This window comes from Brevundimonas sp. NPDC058933, assembly GCF_049315965.1.
GTDB lineage: Bacteria > Pseudomonadota > Alphaproteobacteria > Caulobacterales > Caulobacteraceae > Brevundimonas.
Genome location: NZ_JBMOSL010000006.1, coordinates 1 through 18,390, shown reverse-complemented (window position 1 = coordinate 18,390; position 18,390 = coordinate 1). Strand labels below are relative to the sequence as shown.

16 protein-coding genes are annotated in these 18,390 nt (G+C 67.8%); 5 read left to right on the top strand and 11 right to left on the bottom strand.

From position 1 onward, the window contains the following. Positions 1-2: 2 nt before the first annotated feature. The 11 genes from ACOZBP_RS11655 to cysG all read right to left on the bottom strand — a co-directional run bounded on the left by ACOZBP_RS11655 (position 3) and on the right by cysG (position 13,000). Positions 3-2,195, bottom strand: coding sequence for a TonB-dependent hemoglobin/transferrin/lactoferrin family receptor (locus ACOZBP_RS11655; protein WP_422676608.1), 2,193 nt, complete (start codon positions 2,193-2,195; stop codon positions 3-5). A gap of 170 nt (positions 2,196-2,365) precedes the next feature. After that, entirely contained in the window at positions 2,366-3,754 is a 1,389-nt protein-coding gene (locus ACOZBP_RS11650; protein WP_422676607.1) for an FAD/NAD(P)-binding protein, read from the bottom strand. Continuing rightward, positions 3,751-4,779: a sulfate/molybdate ABC transporter ATP-binding protein gene (locus ACOZBP_RS11645; RefSeq protein ID WP_422676606.1), complete on the bottom strand. Its 1,029-nt coding sequence runs from the start codon at positions 4,777-4,779 to the stop codon at positions 3,751-3,753. The genes ACOZBP_RS11650 and ACOZBP_RS11645 overlap by 4 nt, the downstream gene beginning before the upstream one ends. A 1-nt stretch (position 4,780) precedes the next feature. Beyond that, on the bottom strand, positions 4,781-5,644 hold the full coding sequence (gene cysW, locus ACOZBP_RS11640; RefSeq protein ID WP_422676605.1) for a sulfate ABC transporter permease subunit CysW: 864 nt from the start codon (positions 5,642-5,644) through the stop codon (positions 4,781-4,783). Then, a complete protein-coding gene (gene cysT, locus ACOZBP_RS11635) occupies positions 5,641-6,486 on the bottom strand; it encodes a sulfate ABC transporter permease subunit CysT (RefSeq protein WP_422676604.1) in 846 nt (281 codons plus the stop codon). Before cysT ends, cysW begins: the two co-directional genes overlap by 4 nt. Then, positions 6,483-7,511, bottom strand: coding sequence for a sulfate ABC transporter substrate-binding protein (locus ACOZBP_RS11630; RefSeq protein ID WP_422676603.1), 1,029 nt, complete (start codon positions 7,509-7,511; stop codon positions 6,483-6,485). Before ACOZBP_RS11630 ends, cysT begins: the two co-directional genes overlap by 4 nt. Further along, positions 7,511-8,530, bottom strand: a complete 1,020-nt coding sequence (locus ACOZBP_RS11625; RefSeq protein ID WP_422676602.1) for a cysteine synthase A — start codon at positions 8,528-8,530, stop codon at positions 7,511-7,513. The genes ACOZBP_RS11630 and ACOZBP_RS11625 overlap by 1 nt, the downstream gene beginning before the upstream one ends. A gap of 58 nt (positions 8,531-8,588) precedes the next feature. Next, complete coding sequence (locus ACOZBP_RS11620) at positions 8,589-9,659, bottom strand: phosphoadenylyl-sulfate reductase (RefSeq protein WP_422676601.1); 1,071 nt, start codon at positions 9,657-9,659, stop codon at positions 8,589-8,591. Beyond that, entirely contained in the window at positions 9,646-11,313 is a 1,668-nt protein-coding gene (locus ACOZBP_RS11615; protein ID WP_422676600.1) for a nitrite/sulfite reductase, read from the bottom strand. Before ACOZBP_RS11615 ends, ACOZBP_RS11620 begins: the two co-directional genes overlap by 14 nt. Beyond that, positions 11,313-11,600 carry a DUF2849 domain-containing protein gene (locus ACOZBP_RS11610; RefSeq protein ID WP_422676599.1) on the bottom strand — a complete coding sequence of 96 codons (288 nt, stop codon included), beginning with the start codon at positions 11,598-11,600 and terminating at the stop codon, positions 11,313-11,315. The genes ACOZBP_RS11615 and ACOZBP_RS11610 overlap by 1 nt, the downstream gene beginning before the upstream one ends. Beyond that, positions 11,597-13,000 (bottom strand): siroheme synthase CysG, encoded by a 1,404-nt coding sequence (cysG, locus tag ACOZBP_RS11605; protein WP_422676598.1) that lies wholly within the window; start codon positions 12,998-13,000, stop codon positions 11,597-11,599. The genes ACOZBP_RS11610 and cysG overlap by 4 nt, the downstream gene beginning before the upstream one ends. Positions 13,001-13,131: 131 nt before the next feature. Here cysG and gcvA point away from each other — a divergent pair, with 131 nt between their 5' ends. The 5 genes from gcvA (at position 13,132) to fdxA (ending at position 18,262) form a co-directional block, all read left to right on the top strand. After that, on the top strand, positions 13,132-14,061 hold the full coding sequence (gene gcvA / locus ACOZBP_RS11600) for a transcriptional regulator GcvA (RefSeq protein WP_422676597.1): 930 nt from the start codon (positions 13,132-13,134) through the stop codon (positions 14,059-14,061). A gap of 118 nt (positions 14,062-14,179) precedes the next feature. Continuing rightward, positions 14,180-14,986: a ferredoxin--NADP reductase gene (locus ACOZBP_RS11595; RefSeq protein WP_422676687.1), complete on the top strand. Its 807-nt coding sequence runs from the start codon at positions 14,180-14,182 to the stop codon at positions 14,984-14,986. 109 nt (positions 14,987-15,095) lie between these two features. Next, complete coding sequence (cysD, locus tag ACOZBP_RS11590; RefSeq protein ID WP_422676596.1) at positions 15,096-16,040, top strand: sulfate adenylyltransferase subunit CysD; 945 nt, start codon at positions 15,096-15,098, stop codon at positions 16,038-16,040. Continuing rightward, positions 16,040-17,890 (top strand): adenylyl-sulfate kinase, encoded by a 1,851-nt coding sequence (gene cysC / locus ACOZBP_RS11585; protein WP_422676595.1) that lies wholly within the window; start codon positions 16,040-16,042, stop codon positions 17,888-17,890. The genes cysD and cysC overlap by 1 nt, the downstream gene beginning before the upstream one ends. Positions 17,891-17,917: 27 nt before the next feature. Further along, positions 17,918-18,262, top strand: coding sequence for a ferredoxin FdxA (gene fdxA, locus ACOZBP_RS11580; RefSeq protein ID WP_422676594.1), 345 nt, complete (start codon positions 17,918-17,920; stop codon positions 18,260-18,262). Positions 18,263-18,390: the final 128 nt, after the last annotated feature.

Here is an 18,390-nt window from a genome sequence, read left to right as displayed (position 1 = left end):
CCTCAGTAGCGCAAGTTGACGGAAACGCCGAAGTTGCGGCCCGGCTGGGTGAAGGCGTCCAGAGTGGTGCTGGTGCGCGACAGGCCACGCACATCGCTCCACCAGGCGTATTTTTCGTCCAGGACGTTGAAAACGCCCGCGCGCAAGGTGGCCTTCTCCGTCACGTTCCAGAAAGCGGTCAGGTCCAGGATGGCGAACTCTTCGCCCGGCCAGCAGGCGCCCCCGCCGCAGCCCGCACGGGTCTTGTTGTCAGACCAGGTGACGGTCGCCGAACTGCCCCAGGCGCCCGAGGGGGCGGCGTAGTTCAGGCCGCCGACGACCTTGACCGGGTCGACACTGGTCAGCTTGCCCTCGACGCCGTTTGTTTCCTGATCGCCGTCGGCGAACGAGGCCGCGACGATGAGCGAGACGCCGTTGTCCCAATGGATGTCGCCGCGCGCTTCCAGGCCCCAGATCTTCACCTCGGTCAGGTTGACGTACTGATAGATCAGCGGGTCGACGCCGGGCACGCCCGTTCCACGCACCACGATCTGGCTGATGAAGTCGTCGTAGTTGGTATGGAAGGCCGTGGTGGAGAGCGACAGGTTTCCGCCGAACGCATCCAGGTTGCGGAAACGCAAGCCGGCTTCGACGCTCTCGCTGGTTTCGGGCGTCAGGTCCGGGTTGGGAATGGACTCATAGCCAAAGACCGGGTTGGCGAAGAAGTTGTTCACCTGCATGGGCGAGGGCGCCTTGAAGCCCTGGGCGTAGTTGGCGAAGACGCTGAAGTGGTCGTCGACCCAGTAGATGGCGCCGATCTTGGGCGACAGGTGGCTGTCGCTCTGGCCCTCTGAAGGCGTGGGGAACAGGGCGTCCGCCTTGGGCGTCAACTCGTACCAGTCGTAGCGCAGGGCCGGGATGATGCTGAGGCGACCGCCCAGCAGTTCGATCTCGTCCTGGATGAACAGACCGGCCAGGTCATATTCGGTCCTGGGGAAGGGACGGGCGGGGAAGGGCTCGCCGACCGGCGGAACTGTGCCGTCGCGGATGCCTTCCTGCGTCGTGCGCGACCAATCTCCGCCAACGGTGATGCGGTGCTGCACGCCTTCCCCGCGGAAGGTCCTGGAGCCTTGCGCCGCCATGCCCCAGACCGTGTTGTCGAAGGTGACGTCGCGGGTGCGATCCACCGCCGGGGTGCGGTCTTCGTAGGTGAACTGTCGTGTCGTGGCGTCCTGCCAGTAGGTGGATACCGACCCGTCATCCAGACCAAAAACGTCGTCAAAACGCCAGTCGAGGCTGACACGATCACGCCGGGTCTCGTCCTGCGCGGTCAGGCCGATGACGGTGGCGGAGTAGCTGCTGAGCGCCTCGCCCTCCATCTCCTGATCGAAATGGTCATAGGTCAGGCGGACGGTATGATGGCTATTGGCGTCCCAGACGAGTTTGGCCAGGACGGCGTTGGAGGCGAACTCTTGCGGGTTCGGCTGGGTGCGGGCCGCGCCCGTGCCGCCGACCTCGGCCATGTTCTCGGTCTCATGAGCGTCGCGGCGGGTATAGGCCAGCAGACCGGACAGCGAGCCGGTGCGGCCCGCCAGAGCCAGACCTTCGGCCCAACTGTCGTCCGACGAATTGTAGCCGACGCGGCCACGCGCTCCAAAGCTTTCGCTGCTGGAGAGAAAGTCGGACGGATCCTTGGATGTGAAGCTGACCGCGCCGGCGATGCCGTCCGAGCCATAGAGGGCCGAGGCCGGTCCGCGCAGGATCTCGACCGACTTGACCAGGTCCAGGTCATTGTAGCCGCCGCGACCGACAGCCTGGGCGCCGAAAGCGAAGCCATCGGGCACGCGCACGCCGTCCTGAATGATCAGCACCCGGTTGCCGCCCATGCCGCGGATGGTGAAGCCCGAGTTGCCGTCTCGGCCGGCGCCTGACAGGGCGGCGGAGAAGCGGGCGGGGCTGGTGGGGACGCTGACGCCCGGTTCGAAACGGATCAGGTCCTTGATGTCAGTGGCCAGGATGTTCTCGATCGTCTCGGCAGTGATGACGCTGACGCTGGCCGGGACATCGTCCACGCGGCGCTGGGTGCGCGTTCCGACCACTGTCACAGGCGCGACCGGCACGGCCTTCTGGAGATCGACGACTTCGTCGGCGAAGGCGGGGAAGGCGGCGGCTGAAAGGGCGGTCAGGCCGGCGGAGAACATCAGAATCGAACGCATGGTTACGGCCCCGGTTGGAGAGGGCTGCGCAATTACTGCGAACGATTATCAGAATCAACCGCAAATATTATGGAGGGGTCGACTGCTCATGAGGCGACCAAGCTAGGCGTGCCGGACTGACGCCGCCGAACAAGGTCGCGGCCCCGGTTTCCGGGCGTTTCCGCACGTCTTCATATGATTTCGAGAGCCATGGACCGGTCGGCGAACGAAGGCTCTTGTCTGGCCGGCTGCAGGGCGTTCACGACGTTGCCGGCCACCGTCACCGCGTGTTCGCGCAGGTCGGGGACGGCGGTGACTTCCCAAAACAGACTGCGGGTCAGCGGACCAATGGCGAAAAGACGATCGTGGGGCTGCAGCCGACCGTCGATCAGTCGACCACTTGGATCGACGGCCAAGCCAAGCGCAAGGGCGGCCGGCGCGGCGAGCCCTTGTTTCAGCAGGTCTTGCAGGAGAGGCTCGGGGCTGAGGACGACGTCGCCGCTCGGCCCGGAACAGTTGATGACCGCATCGAAGCGACGGCTGTAGGGTTGCCTATCGCCTCGTCCTTTCAAGACGGTATCCACCTCGTCTCCCAGAAGAGACGCTGAATCGATGCGGGCAGCGACGACCTCCAGTTCCTCGGAAGCCAGCATGGCCGTCACTTCGCGTGCGACGCCGGGCGCGAGGCGGTGGCGGTGATTGTCCCACAGCGCCCGCAGATGGCGCAGAAATCGGCTGCGTTGCGGCAGGGACCATGACGACCAAAGATCGCGGGCGGAGTGGCGTACGTCGTCGACGACGGCGCGCCAATCGTTTTCGCGAGCGGCGAACCTTGCTTGGCTGAACACCTCGGCGGGGCTGCCGACATAGTTGCGTCGGCGCGGCGGCATGGTCGTAGAGCCGTGGCTGCGCGGCAGAAGCCCGTGCCGGGAAATGGCGGTGAAACGGCGACCGGGACGACGAAGGGCGATTGCGGCGTCTACCATGGTCAGGCCCGCGCCGATCAACAGGATATCGTCGGCGTCGACCGGCAGGGTGTCCAGCGCGCTCCACGGATCGCTGAGATAGCGGCCTGATCCAGTCAGGGCGGGAGAGAGGCCGGTCGGGGCTGCCGGAGTCAGGTTGCCCTGGGCCAGGACCACGGCGTCGGCGAGAGTCGAGTTGCGGTCGTCCAGCATGATTTTCCACCCTGCGCCTTGCGGGCGGATGGCGCTGGCGGCGCCCCGTATCAGGGTCAGGCGCTCGCCGTCCTGATCGGGGCGAAGTGCCTCGTCGAGCAGATGGGCCAGATAGCGGCCGTAGTCGCCGCGCGTGATGAAGTCGTCGCGGGCGAACCATGCGGGCTGGACCGCCATCCAGTCGGCCAGATGGTTCGGCCGGTCCGGGAAGGCGCTCATGTTTGACAGGCGGACGTTGAGCAGGTGCTTGGGGTTCCCGGTGGCGTAGGCCGGACCGAGGCCGAAGACGCCGCGTCGCTCGATCAACTGCACCGACACATCGGGCGACATGCGCAGGATATTGAGCGTGGTCAGCAGGCCGCTGAAGCCGGCGCCGATCACGGCGACGCTCCGCCCGCTCATGCGCCTTTCGCCAGGACATGAAAGCGGCGGGGATGCAGCCGAACCGGCTCGCCCGCCGCCAGCATCGTCAGCGGGTCGCCGATAGCGCGGTCCAGTTCCAGGCGTCTTCCATGCAGGGACACCGCGACGCGAGCGCGGTCGCCGCGCCGCAAGTTGGACATGACGACGCCGATCAGACCGATGTCGCTGGCCTCCAGGTCTTCGGGGCGGATGCAAAGCAAGGCGTCGCCAGCGGGGGCGTCGGAGGGCGCGCGCCAGTCGTTCGACACGACCTCGCCGCGCGCCACCGTGGCCTGAAGCTGCAGGCCTTCGCCGAGGAAGTCGTGGACGAAGGCCGAGGCGGGGCGGTCGTAGAGGGCCTGCGGCGTGTCCACCTGCTCGATCTTGCCCTGGCGCAGGATGGCGACGCGGTCGGCCAGTTCCAGGGCCTCTTCCTGATCGTGGGTGACGAGGACGGTCGTCACGCCGGTCTGCTCATGGACCTGACGCAGCCAGCGGCGCAGGTCGCGGCGGACGCGGGCGTCCAGGGCGCCGAAGGGCTCGTCCAGCAATAGAAGGCGCGGTTCGATGGCCAGGGCGCGGGCCAAGGCGACGCGCTGACGCTGGCCGCCGGACAACTGGCTGGGGTAGCGGGCGCCGTAGCCCTCTAGCTGGATCAGACCGAGCAGGTCCTGAACCCGCTCCGCGATCTCGGCGCGACCGGGGCGTGATCCGCGCGGGCGCACCTTCAGCCCGAAGGCGATGTTGTCGGCCACCGTCATGTGGCGGAACAGGGCGTAGCTCTGGAACACCATGCCGACCCGGCGCTCGCGCGGGCTGAGGGACAGGAAGTCCTCGCCGTTGAACCGCACCTGTCCGGCGGACGGACGATCCAGACCGGCCATGATGCGTAAAAGGGTGGTCTTGCCCGAACCGGAGGGGCCGAGCAGGGCCAGGAACTCGCCGTTGCGGACGGTCAGGCTGACGTCGTCGAGCGCGGGCAGGCCGTCATAGGCGCGGGTGATGGACTGGATGTCGAGGGTCATGTCAGCGCCGCCCCCCTGCGGCGAGGTCGTCGGCGTGGCGATGCTCGAGGAAGGACTTCAGGATCAGGGTCACGAGCGCCAGAACCGCCAGCAGTGCGGCGGTCGCGAAGGCGCCGACGAAGTCGTACTCGTTGTACAAAATCTCGACGTGCAGCGGCAGGGTGTTGGTCAGGCCGCGAATGTGGCCCGAGACCACCGACACGGCCCCGAACTCGCCCATGGCCCGCGCATTGGCCAGCAGCACGCCGTAAAGCAGGGCCCAGCGCACGTTCGGCAGGGTGATGAAGAGGAAGATGGCTGAGGGGCGGGCGCCGAGCGTCAAGGCGGCCAGTTCCTCGTCCGAACCCTGTTGCTGCATCAGGGGGATCAGTTCACGCGCCACATAGGGCAGGGTGACGAGAACCGTGGCCAGGACGATGGCGACCGGGGTGAACATGATCTGGAGGCCGGCGGCGTTCAGCCAGGGCGCGAACCAGCCCGATGCGCCGAACAGCAGAACCCAGACCAGGCCCGAAATGACTGGCGACACCGACAGCGGCAGGTCGATCAACGCCATCAGCAGGGTCTTGCCGATGAAGTCGAACCGGGTGACGCACCAGGCCGCGGCCAGGCCGAAGACGGCGTTGAGCGGCGTGGCGACGGCCGTGGTCACCAGGGTCAGGCGCGCGGCGGCCCAGACGTCGGGCTGGGACAGGCTGGCGACGGCGGCGCCCAGGCCCTTTCGCAGGGCTTCGACCAGAATGACGCCGAGCGGAGCCAGGACGATGAGGGTCAGCCACAGCAGGGCCAGACCGATGAGCAGGCCGCGACCGAGGCTGAGGTTGCGGGGGCGTGCCCCGGGGAGCCGCAGGGTTTTGGCCGTCATGCGCCTCGCCTCGCGATCAGGCCTTGCAGGCGGTTGAAGCCGAGCAGGATCAGAAAGGAGAGGATCAGCATGGCCATGCCGATGGTCGCGGCCCCGGCATAGTCGAACTGCTCCAGCTGGGTGACGATGAGCAGGGGCGCGATCTCGGACCGCAGCGGCATGTTGCCGGCGATGAAGATGACCGAGCCGTATTCCCCGACCCCGCGTGCGAAGGCGAGGCCGACGCCCGACAGCAGAGCCGGCAGGACGGCGGGCAGGATGATCCGCGTCGCGCGCTGGAGCGGGGTGGCGCCAAGGGTCTCGGCCGCCGCCTCGACCTCCCGATCCAGGTCCTGAAGCACGGGCTGGACGGAACGGACGACGAAGGGCAGGCCGACGAAGATCATGGCCACGACCACGCCGAAGGGGGTGTAGGCGATCTTGACGCCCAGCGGCGCCAGCAGGCCGCCGATGGGACCGTTCTGAGCGTAGAGGGCGGTCAGGGCGATGCCGGCCACGGCGGTCGGCAGGGCGAAGGGCAGGTCGATCACCGCGTCGGCCAGTCGCTTGCCGGGAAAGTCGTAGCGGGTCAGCACCCAGGCCAGCAGCCCGCCCATCACCGCATTGACGACGGCGGCGACGGTGGCGGCGACGAAGCTGAGCCTCAGGGCCGCCTGGGCGCGGGGCGAGGCGACGGCGGCGATGACGCTGTCGAGGCCGTTCTCCCAAGGCCGAATGGCCAGGGCGGTCAGGGGGATGAGGACGAAGAGCGACAGATAGGCGATTGTGAATCCCAGTGAGAGGGAGAAGCCAGGCAGGGGGCTGGGGGCCTTCCAGACAGGTCGGTCAGCCTGTCGGGTCATGGTCGTCGGCCGGGCTGATAGAACTGGTCGAAGACGCCGCCGTCGGCGAAGTGGCGCTTCTGGGCGGCGCTCCAGCCGCCGAAGTCGGAAATGTCGGCCATGCTGATCTGAGGGAAGCGGTCAGAAAAACGGGCGGCGACGCCGGGGTCGCGTGGACGATAGAAGTGCTCGGCGGCCAGAACCTGAGCCGGCGCGTCGTAGAGCTGGGTGAGGTAGGCTTGGGCGCGGTCGCGCGTGCCCTTGCGGTCCACGACGCGGTCGACAACGGCCACCGGCGGCTCGGCCAGGATGGAGAAGGGCGGGGTGATGATATCGACCTTGTCCGGGCCTAATTCTTTGGCGGCGAGGAAGGCTTCGTTCTCCCACGTCAGCAGGACGTCACCGATGCCGCGCTGAACGAAGGTGGTGGTCGATCCACGCGCACCCGTGTCGAGCACCGGCACGCGGCGGAACAGTTCGGTGACGAAGGTTTGCGCCGATTGCTCCGTCCCGCCCGGACGACGCAGGACGTCGGCCCAGGCGGCCAGATAGTTCCAGCGCGCGCCGCCGGAGGTCTTGGGATTGGGGGTGATGACTTCGACGCCGGGTTTGAGCAGATCGGGCCAGTCGTGAATGGCCTTGGGGTTCCCCTTGCGCACCAGAAAGACGATGGTCGAGGTGTAGGGCGAGGCGTTGTTGGGCAGGCGCGTCTGCCAGTCGGCGGCGATCAGGCCGCGCGCGGCGATCTCGTCGATGTCCGACGCCAGGGCCAGGGTGACGACGTCGCCGGGCAGGCCGTCGATGACGGCGCGAGCCTGTTTTCCCGATCCGCCGTGCGATTGCTCGACTTCGAAAGGAGCGCCGCCGTCGTCGCGCCAGCGGGTCAGGAAGGCCTCGTTATAGACGCGATAGAACTCGCGCGTCGGATCGTAGGAAACGTTGAGCAGGGCGGCCTGCGTCCCCTTGGTCTGGGCGCATCCGCTGAGGGCCAGCGCGCCGGCGCCGAGCAGCAGTCTGCGCCGATCGGTTGCAAATCCAAGAAGCATCACGCCAACTCCCTGACGTCCTCGGTGACCCATTGCGGGGTCGGCAGGCCCTTGCTGCGCAGGAAGGCCGGGTTGAACAGACGCGAGGCGTAGCGCGTGCCGGGGTCGCACAGGACGGTGACGATGGTCTTGCCCGGGCCGATATCGCGCGCCAGCCGCGCGGCGCCGGCCAGGTTGACGCCGGAGGACCCGCCCAGCGACAGACCCGCGTGCGTCACCAGATCGAACAGAATGGGCAGGAATTCAGCGTCTTCGATGCGGTAGGAGCAGTCTGGCGCAAACCCTTCGAGGTTGCCGGTGATCCGGGCCACGCCGATGCCCTCGGTGATCGAACTGCCTTCGCCGGTCATCTGGCCCTGGGTGAACCAGTTGTAGAGCGAGGCGCCCGCCGGGTCGGCCAGGGCGATCTTCACCGCCGGGTTGCGTTCACGCAGGAAGGCGCCGACGCCGGCCAGGGTGCCGCCGCTGCCGACGGCGCTGACGAAGGCGTCGATCCGCCCGCCGGTCTGCTCCCAGATTTCGGCGGCGGTGCCCTCATAGTGGGCGGCGCGGTTGGCGATGTTGTCGAACTGATTGGCCCAGAAGGCGCCGTGGGGCTCGGTCGCGTTCAGCTTGCGCGCCACCTCCTCAGAGTAGTGGACGAAGTGGTTGGGGCTGGAGAAGGGGGCTGCGTCGACCTCGATCAGGCGCGCGCCCAGCGCCCGGATGGCCAGCTTCTTCTCTTCGGACTGGGTGCGCGGCATGACGATGACCACGCGGTGGCCGAGCGCGGCGCCGACCAGGGCCAGGCCGATGCCGGTGTTGCCCGCCGTCCCCTCGACGATGACGCCGCCAGGCCGCAGCGCGTCCGAGGCCTTGGCCTTCTGCACGATGGACAGGGCGGCGCGGTCCTTGATGGACTGGCCGGGGTTGAGAAACTCCGCCTTGCCCAGGATTTCGCAGCCGGTCGCGTCCGACAGGCGGTTCAGGCGAATGAGCGGCGTGTCGCCGATGAGGTTGATGATGCTGGCGATGGACAAGGGATGTCTCTGGATCAGGTCGCGTGATGGGATCGAGCGAGGCGGCGGGCGGCCTGCGTCAACAGGCCGGAGCCAGGGTTCGTCCGTGGATGCCGCACTCGGTCTTCTCCTGACCGGCCCAGCGCCCGTCGCGAGCGTCTTCGTCGGCGGCGACAGCGCGGGTGCAGGGCCAGCAGCCGATGGAGGGGTAGCCTTGCTCGACCAGCGGATGGCGCGGCAGTTGGTGGTCGCGCAGCCAGTCCTCGATCTGATCGGCTGACCAGGCGGCGAGCGGGTTGACGGTCAGGACGTCGTCGGCGGCCTCGAACGGTTCGAGCGCGGCGCGGTGGCTGTTCTGATAGCGTTTGCGGCCGGTGATGCGGGTGTCGAAACCGGCCAGCGCTTGAGAGAGCGGCTGGACCTTGCGGACGGCGCAGCAGGCGTCGGGCGCGCTGCGCCACAGGTCGCCGCGCGGGTCCGCCTTGGACAAGGCGGCGGCGTCGGGCTTGATGTCGCGCACGTCGGTCAGACCCAGGCGGTCCGTCAGCTCGCGGCGATAGGCCAGGGTCTGGAAAAAGTGCTGGCCGGTCTCGAGAAAGACCACCGGCAGGTCGGGCTGAACGCGCGAGATCAGGTGCAGCAGGACGGCGGACTCGGCCCCGAAGGAGGAGATGGCGGCGGCCTTGCGGCCCAAGGCCGGGTCCAGAACCGCGCGCAGCAGGACTTCGGCGTCGGCCTGGCCCCATTGGGCGTTGAGGCGGGCGGCCAAGGCGGTGGCGTCTTGGGGGGCGGCATGGCGTTGCCGCCAGACCAGTCGGTCGTCGCCGGACGCGGGCTGATAGGCCGCGCTGAAGACCTGATCCATGCGCCGCCAGGGCGCGGCGTCGGCGCCGGGCGCCAGTTCCACCCCATCGAAGCCGCATCGGCGCAGGTGCCGGGCCTGATCGGGCAGGACCTTGCCCGCCGCGATCAGGCGGCCGCGATAGCCTTGGCCGCGCAGGACGGCGGCCAGGGAGAAGCCGCGCCCGTCGCGGAAAGCCTCGAACTCCAGGATCAGGCTGTCATTGGCGGCGGCCGCCGCGCGGATGTCTTCCTCTGGCGTCGAAACGCTCAGGCGGACGCCGTCCTGGACTTGCTCAAGCAGCTGCATCGGTCAGCTCATAGATGGCGGTGCGGAAGGGATCGGCCCCGAGGCGGCGGACCGTGTCGATGAACAGCTCGCCGTCGTTGCGGATCTCCAGATAGCGGTCGAGCGCTCTGGCGATGGCTGGGGCGACCTCGTCGGCAGGCAGACTACGGCCCACGATCTCGCCTAGCGCCGCCTGTTCGTCGGGCGAGCCGCCGACGGTGATCTGATAATACTCCTCGCCCTTCCGATCGACGCCGAGGACGCCGATGTGGCCGACATGGTGGTGGCCGCAGGCGTTGATGCAGCCGCTGATGTTGATGCGCACCGGGCCGAGTTTTTCCAGCAGGGCGGCGTCGGCCAGTTGGCGCGACAGGGCCTGGGCCACCGGGATGGAGCGGGCGTTGGCCAGGCTGCAATAGTCGAGGCCGGGGCAGGCGATGATGTCGGTGGCCAGGTCGGCGTTGGCCGTGGCCAGGCCGGCGTCGCGCAGTCGGCTCCAGACCGCGTGGGCGTCCTCTAGCCGGACGTGGGGCAGGACCAGATTCTGTTCGTAGGAGGCCCTAACCTCGTCGAACGAGAAGCGTGCGGCCAGGTCTGCGACGACCTCCATCTGATCCGCCGTGATGTCGCCGGGAACGCCATCGATCGGCTTCAGCGAGATGATGACGGCGCCATATCCGGTCTGCTTGTGAGGGCGCAGGTTCGAGCGGGTGAAGCGGGCGAACTCGGGGTTCAGGCGGCGGGCGGCGTCATAGGACGGGCTGGTCGCGGGAAGCGGCTCGAACGGCGGCGGCGTGAAATAGGCCTGGATGCGGGCCAGTTCTTCGTCGGGGATGCGCAGGTCTTCCTGACGCAGGATGGCGAACTGGCGCTCGACCTCGTCGCGAAAGGCGTCGATGCCGATGGCCGCGACCAGAATCTTGATCCGCGCCTTGTGGATGTTGTCCCGCCGTCCCAGCAGGTTGTAGGCGCGCAGGATGGCGGTCAGATAGGCCAGCAGCGAACGGCCTGGCACGGCCGAGGCGATCTCTTGCGCAATATGGGGCAGACGCCCCTGACCGCCGCCGACGAAGACGCGGAACGCCGTCTGGCCGTCCTCGCCGCGCACGATCTGCAAGCCGACATCGTGGGTGCGGATCGCCGCCCGGTCCTTGGCCGCGCCTATGACCGCGATCTTGAACTTGCGCGGCAGGAAGGAGAACTCGGGGTGGATGGTCGACCACTGACGCAGGATCTCGCACCAGGGGCGCGGGTCCTCGATCTCGTCGGCGGCGACGCCGGCGAAGACGTCGGTCGTGACGTTGCGGATGCAGTTGCCGGAGGTCTGGATGGCGTGCATCTCGACTTCGGCCAGATCGGTCAGGATGGCGGGCAGGTCCTGCAGCGCGGGCCAGTTGAACTGGATATTGGTGCGGGTGGTGAAGTGGCCGTAGCCCTTGTCGTAGGTGCGGGCGACGTGGGCCAGTTTGCGCATCTGGCGGCTGTTCATCACGCCATAGGGGACGGCGACGCGCAGCATATAGGCGTGCAGTTGCAGATAGACGCCGTTCATCAGCCGCAGCGGCTTGAACTCGTCCTCGGTCAGCGCGCCGCTGCTGCGGCGGTCGACCTGATCGCTGAACTCCGCAATCCGCTCGCGGACCAGGGCGGCGTCGAACTCGTCGTAGCGGTACATCAGGCGGTCTCGTTTCGAGCGGCGAAGTCGAGGCTGTGGCCGACGGTGGGGCCGACCGAGCGTATCCGCTCTTTCAGCCGGTCACGGCCCGAGGGCGCGCCTCCCTCGACCTCGATCAGATAAGGATTGACGAAGACGGCCGGGCGCGACTGGGCCTGAGCCAGGGCGGCGTCGGCGGCGGCGTCGTCTAGCGGACGGGCGGCGTCGATGGCCTCGACCACGGCGTCGGCCTCGCCCAGATAGATGACGCGGCCGTCGTTCAGGCGGTTGGCGGTCAGCAGCTTCATGCGGCGGCCTCGATCAGGGCGCGCTCATCGCTGGCGACGGCCAGGGCGGCGGTTTCGCCGATGAACAGCAGGGCGGGGCCGGTCAGGTCCATGCGCGCGACCAGGGCGGCCAGATCGTCGAGCCGTCCTTTGAGCGTGTGCTGATCCGGGCGGCTGCCGTTCTCGACCACGGCGACGGGGGTGGCGCCGTCGCGACCGGCGGCGATCAGGTTCGACGCGATCTCGGCGGCTTGGCCGGCGCCCATGTAGACGGCCAAGGTGTGGTTCGGCGCCGCCAGCCGAACCCAGTCGGCGGCTTGCCCTCCCGGCTTGGGCTGGCCGGTGACGAAGGTCACGGCCTGGGCGTGATCGCGGTGGGTCAGGGGCAGACCCACGGAGGCGGCGCAGGCGAGGGCGGCGGTGATGCCGGGTACGACGATGGCCTCGATCCCGGCGGCGCGCACGGCCTCCAGCTCCTCGCCGCCGCGACCGAAGACGAAGGGGTCGCCGCCTTTCAGGCGCACGACGCGGTGGCCGGCGCGAGCTTCCTCGATCATCAGCTGTTCGATCTGGTCCTGCGGCACCGAATGGTCGCCGCGCGCCTTGCCGACGTAGATGCGCCGAGCGTCGCGGCGGGCGCGATCCAGCACCTCGGTTGAGACCAGCTTGTCGTGGATGATGACGTCGGCGTCCTGCAGCGCGCGCAGGGCCTTGAGGGTCAGAAGTTCGGGATCGCCGGGACCGGCGCCGACGATGTGGACCATGCCTTGAGCGACCTCATCACGGGGCGCGGCGGCGACGTTCAGCAGCCGGACCATCTCGCGGCGGGCCTCGGCCATGCGGCCGTCGGCGGCCAGGTCTGCGGCGGGACTGCGGAAAGCCTTCTCCCAGAAACGGCGGCGGGCGAGGAAGTCGGGGATCGACTCCTTCACCGCCCCGCGCAGTTCGCCGGCGAGTTTGGCGACCGAGGCAACGCCCTGCGGCAGGACGGCTTCGATACGCGAGCGCAGATCGCGGGCGAGGATGGGGGCGTTCCCGCCGGTGGCCACGCCCACGACGACGTCGTCGCGGTCGATCAGGGCGGGGGTGTGGAAGTCGCTGAAGCCGGGCTGATCGACGAGGTTGACCTGTGCGCCGGCCTTGCGGGCGACCTCAGCGATGCTGCGAGCCAGGGCGATATCGCTTAAGGCGATGAAGACCAGTCGAGCGCCGTTCAGGTCGCCGGGCTCGGGAATGCGGGCGTTCGGCGTCGGCGCGGCGGGCGGCGTTTCCAGCGCGGCGGGCAGGCCGTCCGGGGTGAACCAGACCAGTTCGGCCGGGCTGCTCAGGAACAGGCGCAGCTTCGCCAGCGCCGGTTCGCCCGCCCCGACGACGACGACTTTCGCCCCTTCCAGGGGGATGGATGCCAGAAAGACGCGCATCGGCCTTGTTCCATGATCTGCTGTCTTCCGCCCTCATGTTTGCGTGGCGGCTCGACATTCAGCATCCGTCGTGCACGATCCTTCCACAAACCAGATTGTCTTCCCCGTTCTGATAGGTTTTCTACAAGCGCATGGTTCGACCGCTTTTGCCCCTCAACGCCCTGCGTGCTTTTGAAAGCGCGTCGCGGCACCTCAACTTCTCGCGGACGGCGGACGAGCTGTCGGTGACGCCGGGGGCTGTCAGTCAGCAAATTCGCCTGCTGGAGGAGATCATCGGCGGGCCGCTGTTCACGCGAGAAGCGCGGGGGCTGCAACTGACGGAGCTGGGGCGGGCGGCGACGCCGCTGCTGCGCGAAGGGTTCGAGCGACTGATGGACGCCTCGGCCATCCTGCGCGAACCGCCGTTGAACCGGACGGTGGCGATCAGCGTGGCGCCGTCCTTCGCCTCCAAATGGCTGATGCCGCGCATGGACGATTTCCATGCGGCCCACCCGGACATCGAGGTGTGGATTTCGGCGGACATGGAGCCGGTGACGGTGGGCAAGGGCAAGGTCGATCTGGCCATCCGCTATGGCCCGGGCGAATATCCCGGCCACATCGTCGAGCGCCTGCTGACCGAGACGGTCATTCCGGTCTGCTCGCCCGCCCTGATGGAAGCCCCGCATCCGATCCGCACGGCTGAGGACCTGACCCGGCACACCCTGCTGCATGATATGTCGGAGGACGGCGACGCTTCACGGCCCGATTGGGCCATGTGGCTGAAGGCGCGGCACGCGAGCCACGCCGACGCCAGGCGCGGCTCGCGTTTTGACCAGTCCAGCCTGCTGATCGAGGCGGCGGCGGCGGGGCGGGGCGTCGCCCTGGCCAAGCGGACACTGGCCCAGGCGGACCTCGCCACTGGGCGTCTGGTCGCGCCCTTCCCGGACGGCAGTCAGGTGCTGGGCTTCGCCTATTTCGTCGTCCTGCCGAGGGACCGTCCCGTGTCGCCCGGAACCAGGGCCTTTGTAGCCTGGCTGAAGAAGCAGGCGATCGACTACGACAACAATCTGGACCAGCTTTAAAACCGCTCGCAGATTTTCTGCACGCTCAGAACAGGATTGATCGTTTCATCGGCGGACGCCGCCCGCCCTATGACAAAGGCCTTCAAGCAGGAGGTCGGTCGTGAGCGAAGTCGCAGTTCTGGAACGTGCCCGTGTCGCGGCGCCCGCGCCCTGGAGCCCGCAGCGGGTGCGCTGGGTTCGGCGCTGGACCGATCATCTGTTCAGCTTCGCCATCGACAGGCCTGAGGATTTTCGTTTCCGCTCGGGCGAGTTCGTCATGATCGGCCTGCCGTCTCTGGACGGAGCGGGAAAGCCGACGCTGCGGGCCTATTCCATCGCCAGTCCGTCGTGGTCGGACGAGCTGGAGTTCTTCTCCATCCGGGTTGAGGACGGGCCGCTGACCTCGCGTCTGGTCGACATCCGGCCGGGCGACGAGGTGCTGCTGGGCAGGAAACCGACCGGAACCCTGGTGCTGGACGCGTTGAAGCCAGGGCGTCGGCTGTTCCTGATCGGCACCGGCACCGGGTTGGCGCCCTGGCTCAGCGTGGCGCGCGATGCCGAGACCTATGAGCGGTTCGAGCAGGTCGTGGTGACGCATACGGTGCGTCAGGTCGCGGACCTGGCCTATCGCGACTTCCTGCAGACGGAGCTGTTCGAGGACCCTCTGGTCGGCGAGATCGCGCAGGGGCGGCTGACCTATTATCCGACGGTGACGCGCGAGGCGTTTGAGCGCCCGGGCCGGATCACCGACCGCATCACCAATGGCGCCTTCTTCGAGGATCTGGGTCTCGAAGGTCGGTTCGATCCGGCGTTGGACCGCGTCATGCTGTGCGGCTCGACGGCCATGATCCGCGAGGCGGCGGCCCTGCTGGAAAGCCATGGGCTGAGTGAAGGCTCAAACGCCGATCCCGGCGACTATGTGCTGGAACGCGCCTTCGTCGGCTGACCGCGCAGTTTTTCTATCGGCCGGCGCGAGATCATATCGTTCGACGCGGACCGGCCCTCCACGCTTCAACCATCCTTCGTTTCCCGACGATCAGTGAGGACCGCAGCCTATGCAGGCGACCGTCGAAAAGCAGAGAGACGCCACGGCGCGTCGCCTCTTGCCCCCGCATCTGCGCCAGCTTGAGGCCGAGGCGATCGAGATCCTGCGCGAGGTCGCGGCGACCGCGCGCAACCCGGTCATGATGTATTCGATAGGCAAGGATTCGGGCGCCCTGCTGCACCTGGCGGCCAAGGCCTTCTATCCGGGCTCCCCGCCGTTCCCGCTGCTGCATGTCGATACGACATGGAAGTTCCGCGAGATGATCACCCATCGCGACCACGTGACCGGCCTCTATGGCGCGCGGCTGCTGGTCCACACCAACCACGAAGCTTTGGCGCGCGGCGTCAGCCCCATCTCCTCGGGCTCATCGGTCCACACCCAGGCGATGAAGACCGACGCCTTGAAGCAGGCGCTTGACCTGCACGGTTTCGACGTCGCCATCGGCGGCGCGCGTCGCGACGAAGAGAAGTCGCGGGCCAAGGAGCGCATCTTCTCATTCCGGGGCGCGGATCACAGCTGGGACCCGCGTCGTCAGCGGCCAGAGTTGTGGCGGCTGTGGAACTCGAATCTGGGACCGGGTGAAAGCCTGCGCGTCTTCCCCCTGTCGAACTGGACCGAACTGGACGTGTGGGAATACACGCAGGCGGAGGGCATTCCGGTCGTGCCGCTGTATTTCTCGGCCCTGCGCCCTGTGGTGGTGCGTGACGGCGCCCTGATCGTGCGTGACGACGAGCGTTTGCCGTTGAGGGAAGGCGAAACGCCCGAACTGCGCCGCGTTCGCTTCCGCTCCCTGGGCTGCTATCCGCTGAGTGCGGCGGTGGAATCCGACGCCGACAGCCTCGACGCCGTCATCCGCGAACTGCGCACCAGTCGGCAGTCCGAGCGTCAGGGGCGGCTGATCGACGCTGATGAGACCGCCTCGATGGAGCGCAAGAAGCGCGAGGGCTATTTCTGATGGACGGCGCTGTAACGGCTTTCCCGCCCCAGACGCGCAGGGCCCAGCGCGATCTGCTGCGTTTCCTGACCTGTGGCTCGGTGGATGACGGCAAGTCTACTCTGATCGGCCGCCTGCTGTTCGAGACGGGGCAGGTGCCGGAGGACCAACTGGCGACGCTGGAACGCGACTCGCGACGCTTCGGCACGGACGGCGCGAACCTCGACTACGCCCTGCTTCTCGACGGGCTGGAGGCCGAGCGCGAGCAGGGCATCACCATCGATGTGGCCTATCGCTACATGTCGACGGCGCGCCGCAGCTTCATCGTCGCCGACACGCCGGGGCATGAGCAGTACACTCGCAACATGGCCACCGGCGCCTCGACTTGCGACGCGGCGGTCGTGCTGGTCGATGCGGTCAAGGGCGTGACGGCGCAGACGGCGCGCCACAGCCGGATCGTCGCCCTGTTCGGCATTCGTCACCTCATCCTGGCGGTGAACAAGATCGACCTGGTGGCGGACGATCCCTCGGCGTTCGAGCGGATACGCGACGCCTATGCCGAGCTGGTCGCCGGTCTGGGCTTCAGCTCGGTGACGACTATTCCGGTCAGCGCACGCCGGGGCGACAACCTGACGACGCGGTCGCCCGCCACCCCCTGGTACGATGGCCCCAGCCTGATCCAGGCGCTGGAGGACCTCCCTGTCGCTGACACCGGCGCCGACAGGCCGTTCAGAATGTCGGTCCAGTACGTCAGCCGGCCGCACGCCGACTTCCGCGGCTATGCGGGGACCATCACCTCGGGCGAGGTCGCGGTCGGGGACGCCCTGGTGGTGTGCCCCAGCGGTCAGGCGGTGACATTGGCGCGTATCCTTGCGGGTGATGTCGAGGTCGCAGCCTGCCGCGCCGGCGACGCCGTGACGCTGGTGCTGGCCGAGGAGGTCGACGTGGCGCGCGGCGATGTTCTGGCTCACGCGACCGACAGGCCAGCGGCCTCGGATCGACTGGATGTGCGACTGGTATGGATGGGGGAGCGGTCGTTCGATCCCGCTGTTCGCTATCAGGTCAAGCTGGGCACGCGAACCTTGCCGGCGCTGCTGACGCTGTCGGGCGAGACGCCTGCGCTGGCCCCCAATGAGGTGGCCGACGGCCGGCTGACCGTACCGACGCCGGTCGCGGTCGACGCCTTCCGCGACGACCCGGCCCACGGTGCTTTCATTTTGATCGACCGGCGTAGCGGCGTCACGGTCGCCGCGGGCGTGATTACAGGCGTGTCGGATCAGGCGGCTCATATCCATCCCAGCCCCGCCGCCGTTTCGCGCGACGCCCATGAACTGCTGAACGGCCATCGCGGCGGGGTGGTCTGGCTGACCGGGCTGTCGGGTGCGGGCAAGTCGACTGTTGCTCAGGCGCTGCAACAGAGCCTGCACGGGCGGGGCTGCCGCACGGTGCTGCTGGACGGCGACAACCTGCGTCACGGCCTCAATCGTGATCTGGGTTTCTCTGACGCGGACCGGACCGAGAACGTGCGTCGGACAGGGGAGGCGGCGCGGCTGTTCGCCGACGCGGGGGTGATCGCCATCTGCGCCCTGATCTCGCCACGCCAGGCCGACCGGGACGCGGTGCGGGCGCGATTTGACGACGGCCGTTTCGTCGAAGTCTTCGTGGAGGCGTCGCTGGAAAGCTGCCGCGCTCGCGATTCCAAGGGGCTTTACGCCAGAGCCTCGGCCGGTGTGATCGCCGACTTCACCGGAGTTGCGGCGCCTTATGAACCGCCGACCACGCCCGACCTGATCGTCGCCACGGAACAGGTGTCGCCGTCTCTGGCGGCCGATAGGGTTCGTCGTCTTCTCGAAGAGCGCGGCTGGCTCTAGTCCGCCGCTGCCGGAGCGTTTTCAGCCTTGACCTATCTCGTCACCGACGCCTGCGTGAAATGCAAGTTCATGGACTGCGTCGAAGTCTGCCCAGTGGACTGCTTTTACGAAGGCGAAAACTTCCTCGTCATTTCGCCCGACGACTGCATCGACTGCGGGGTGTGCGAGCCGGAGTGTCCGGTGGACGCTATCGTCGCGGACGCGGTCGACGATCCGGATGGGAAGTGGCTCCGGATAAACGCTCACTATGCTCAGGTATGGCCCAACATCACTGTAAAGGGCGTGCCGCCCGCCGACCGCGGCGATTACGAGCGTGAAACCGGCAAGTTCGAGAAGTACTTCAGTTCCAGACCCGGCCAGCGAGAGCCGTAGCGGCTGCATGCTATTGCACCCGGCTCGGCGGTTTGAGCGATTGGCGTTCGTTCGGTTTTTTATGAATCCGTCATTGTAGGCTTGTGGACTCGGGGTTGGGTCCGTATATCCGCCGCTCGCTTGGAGAC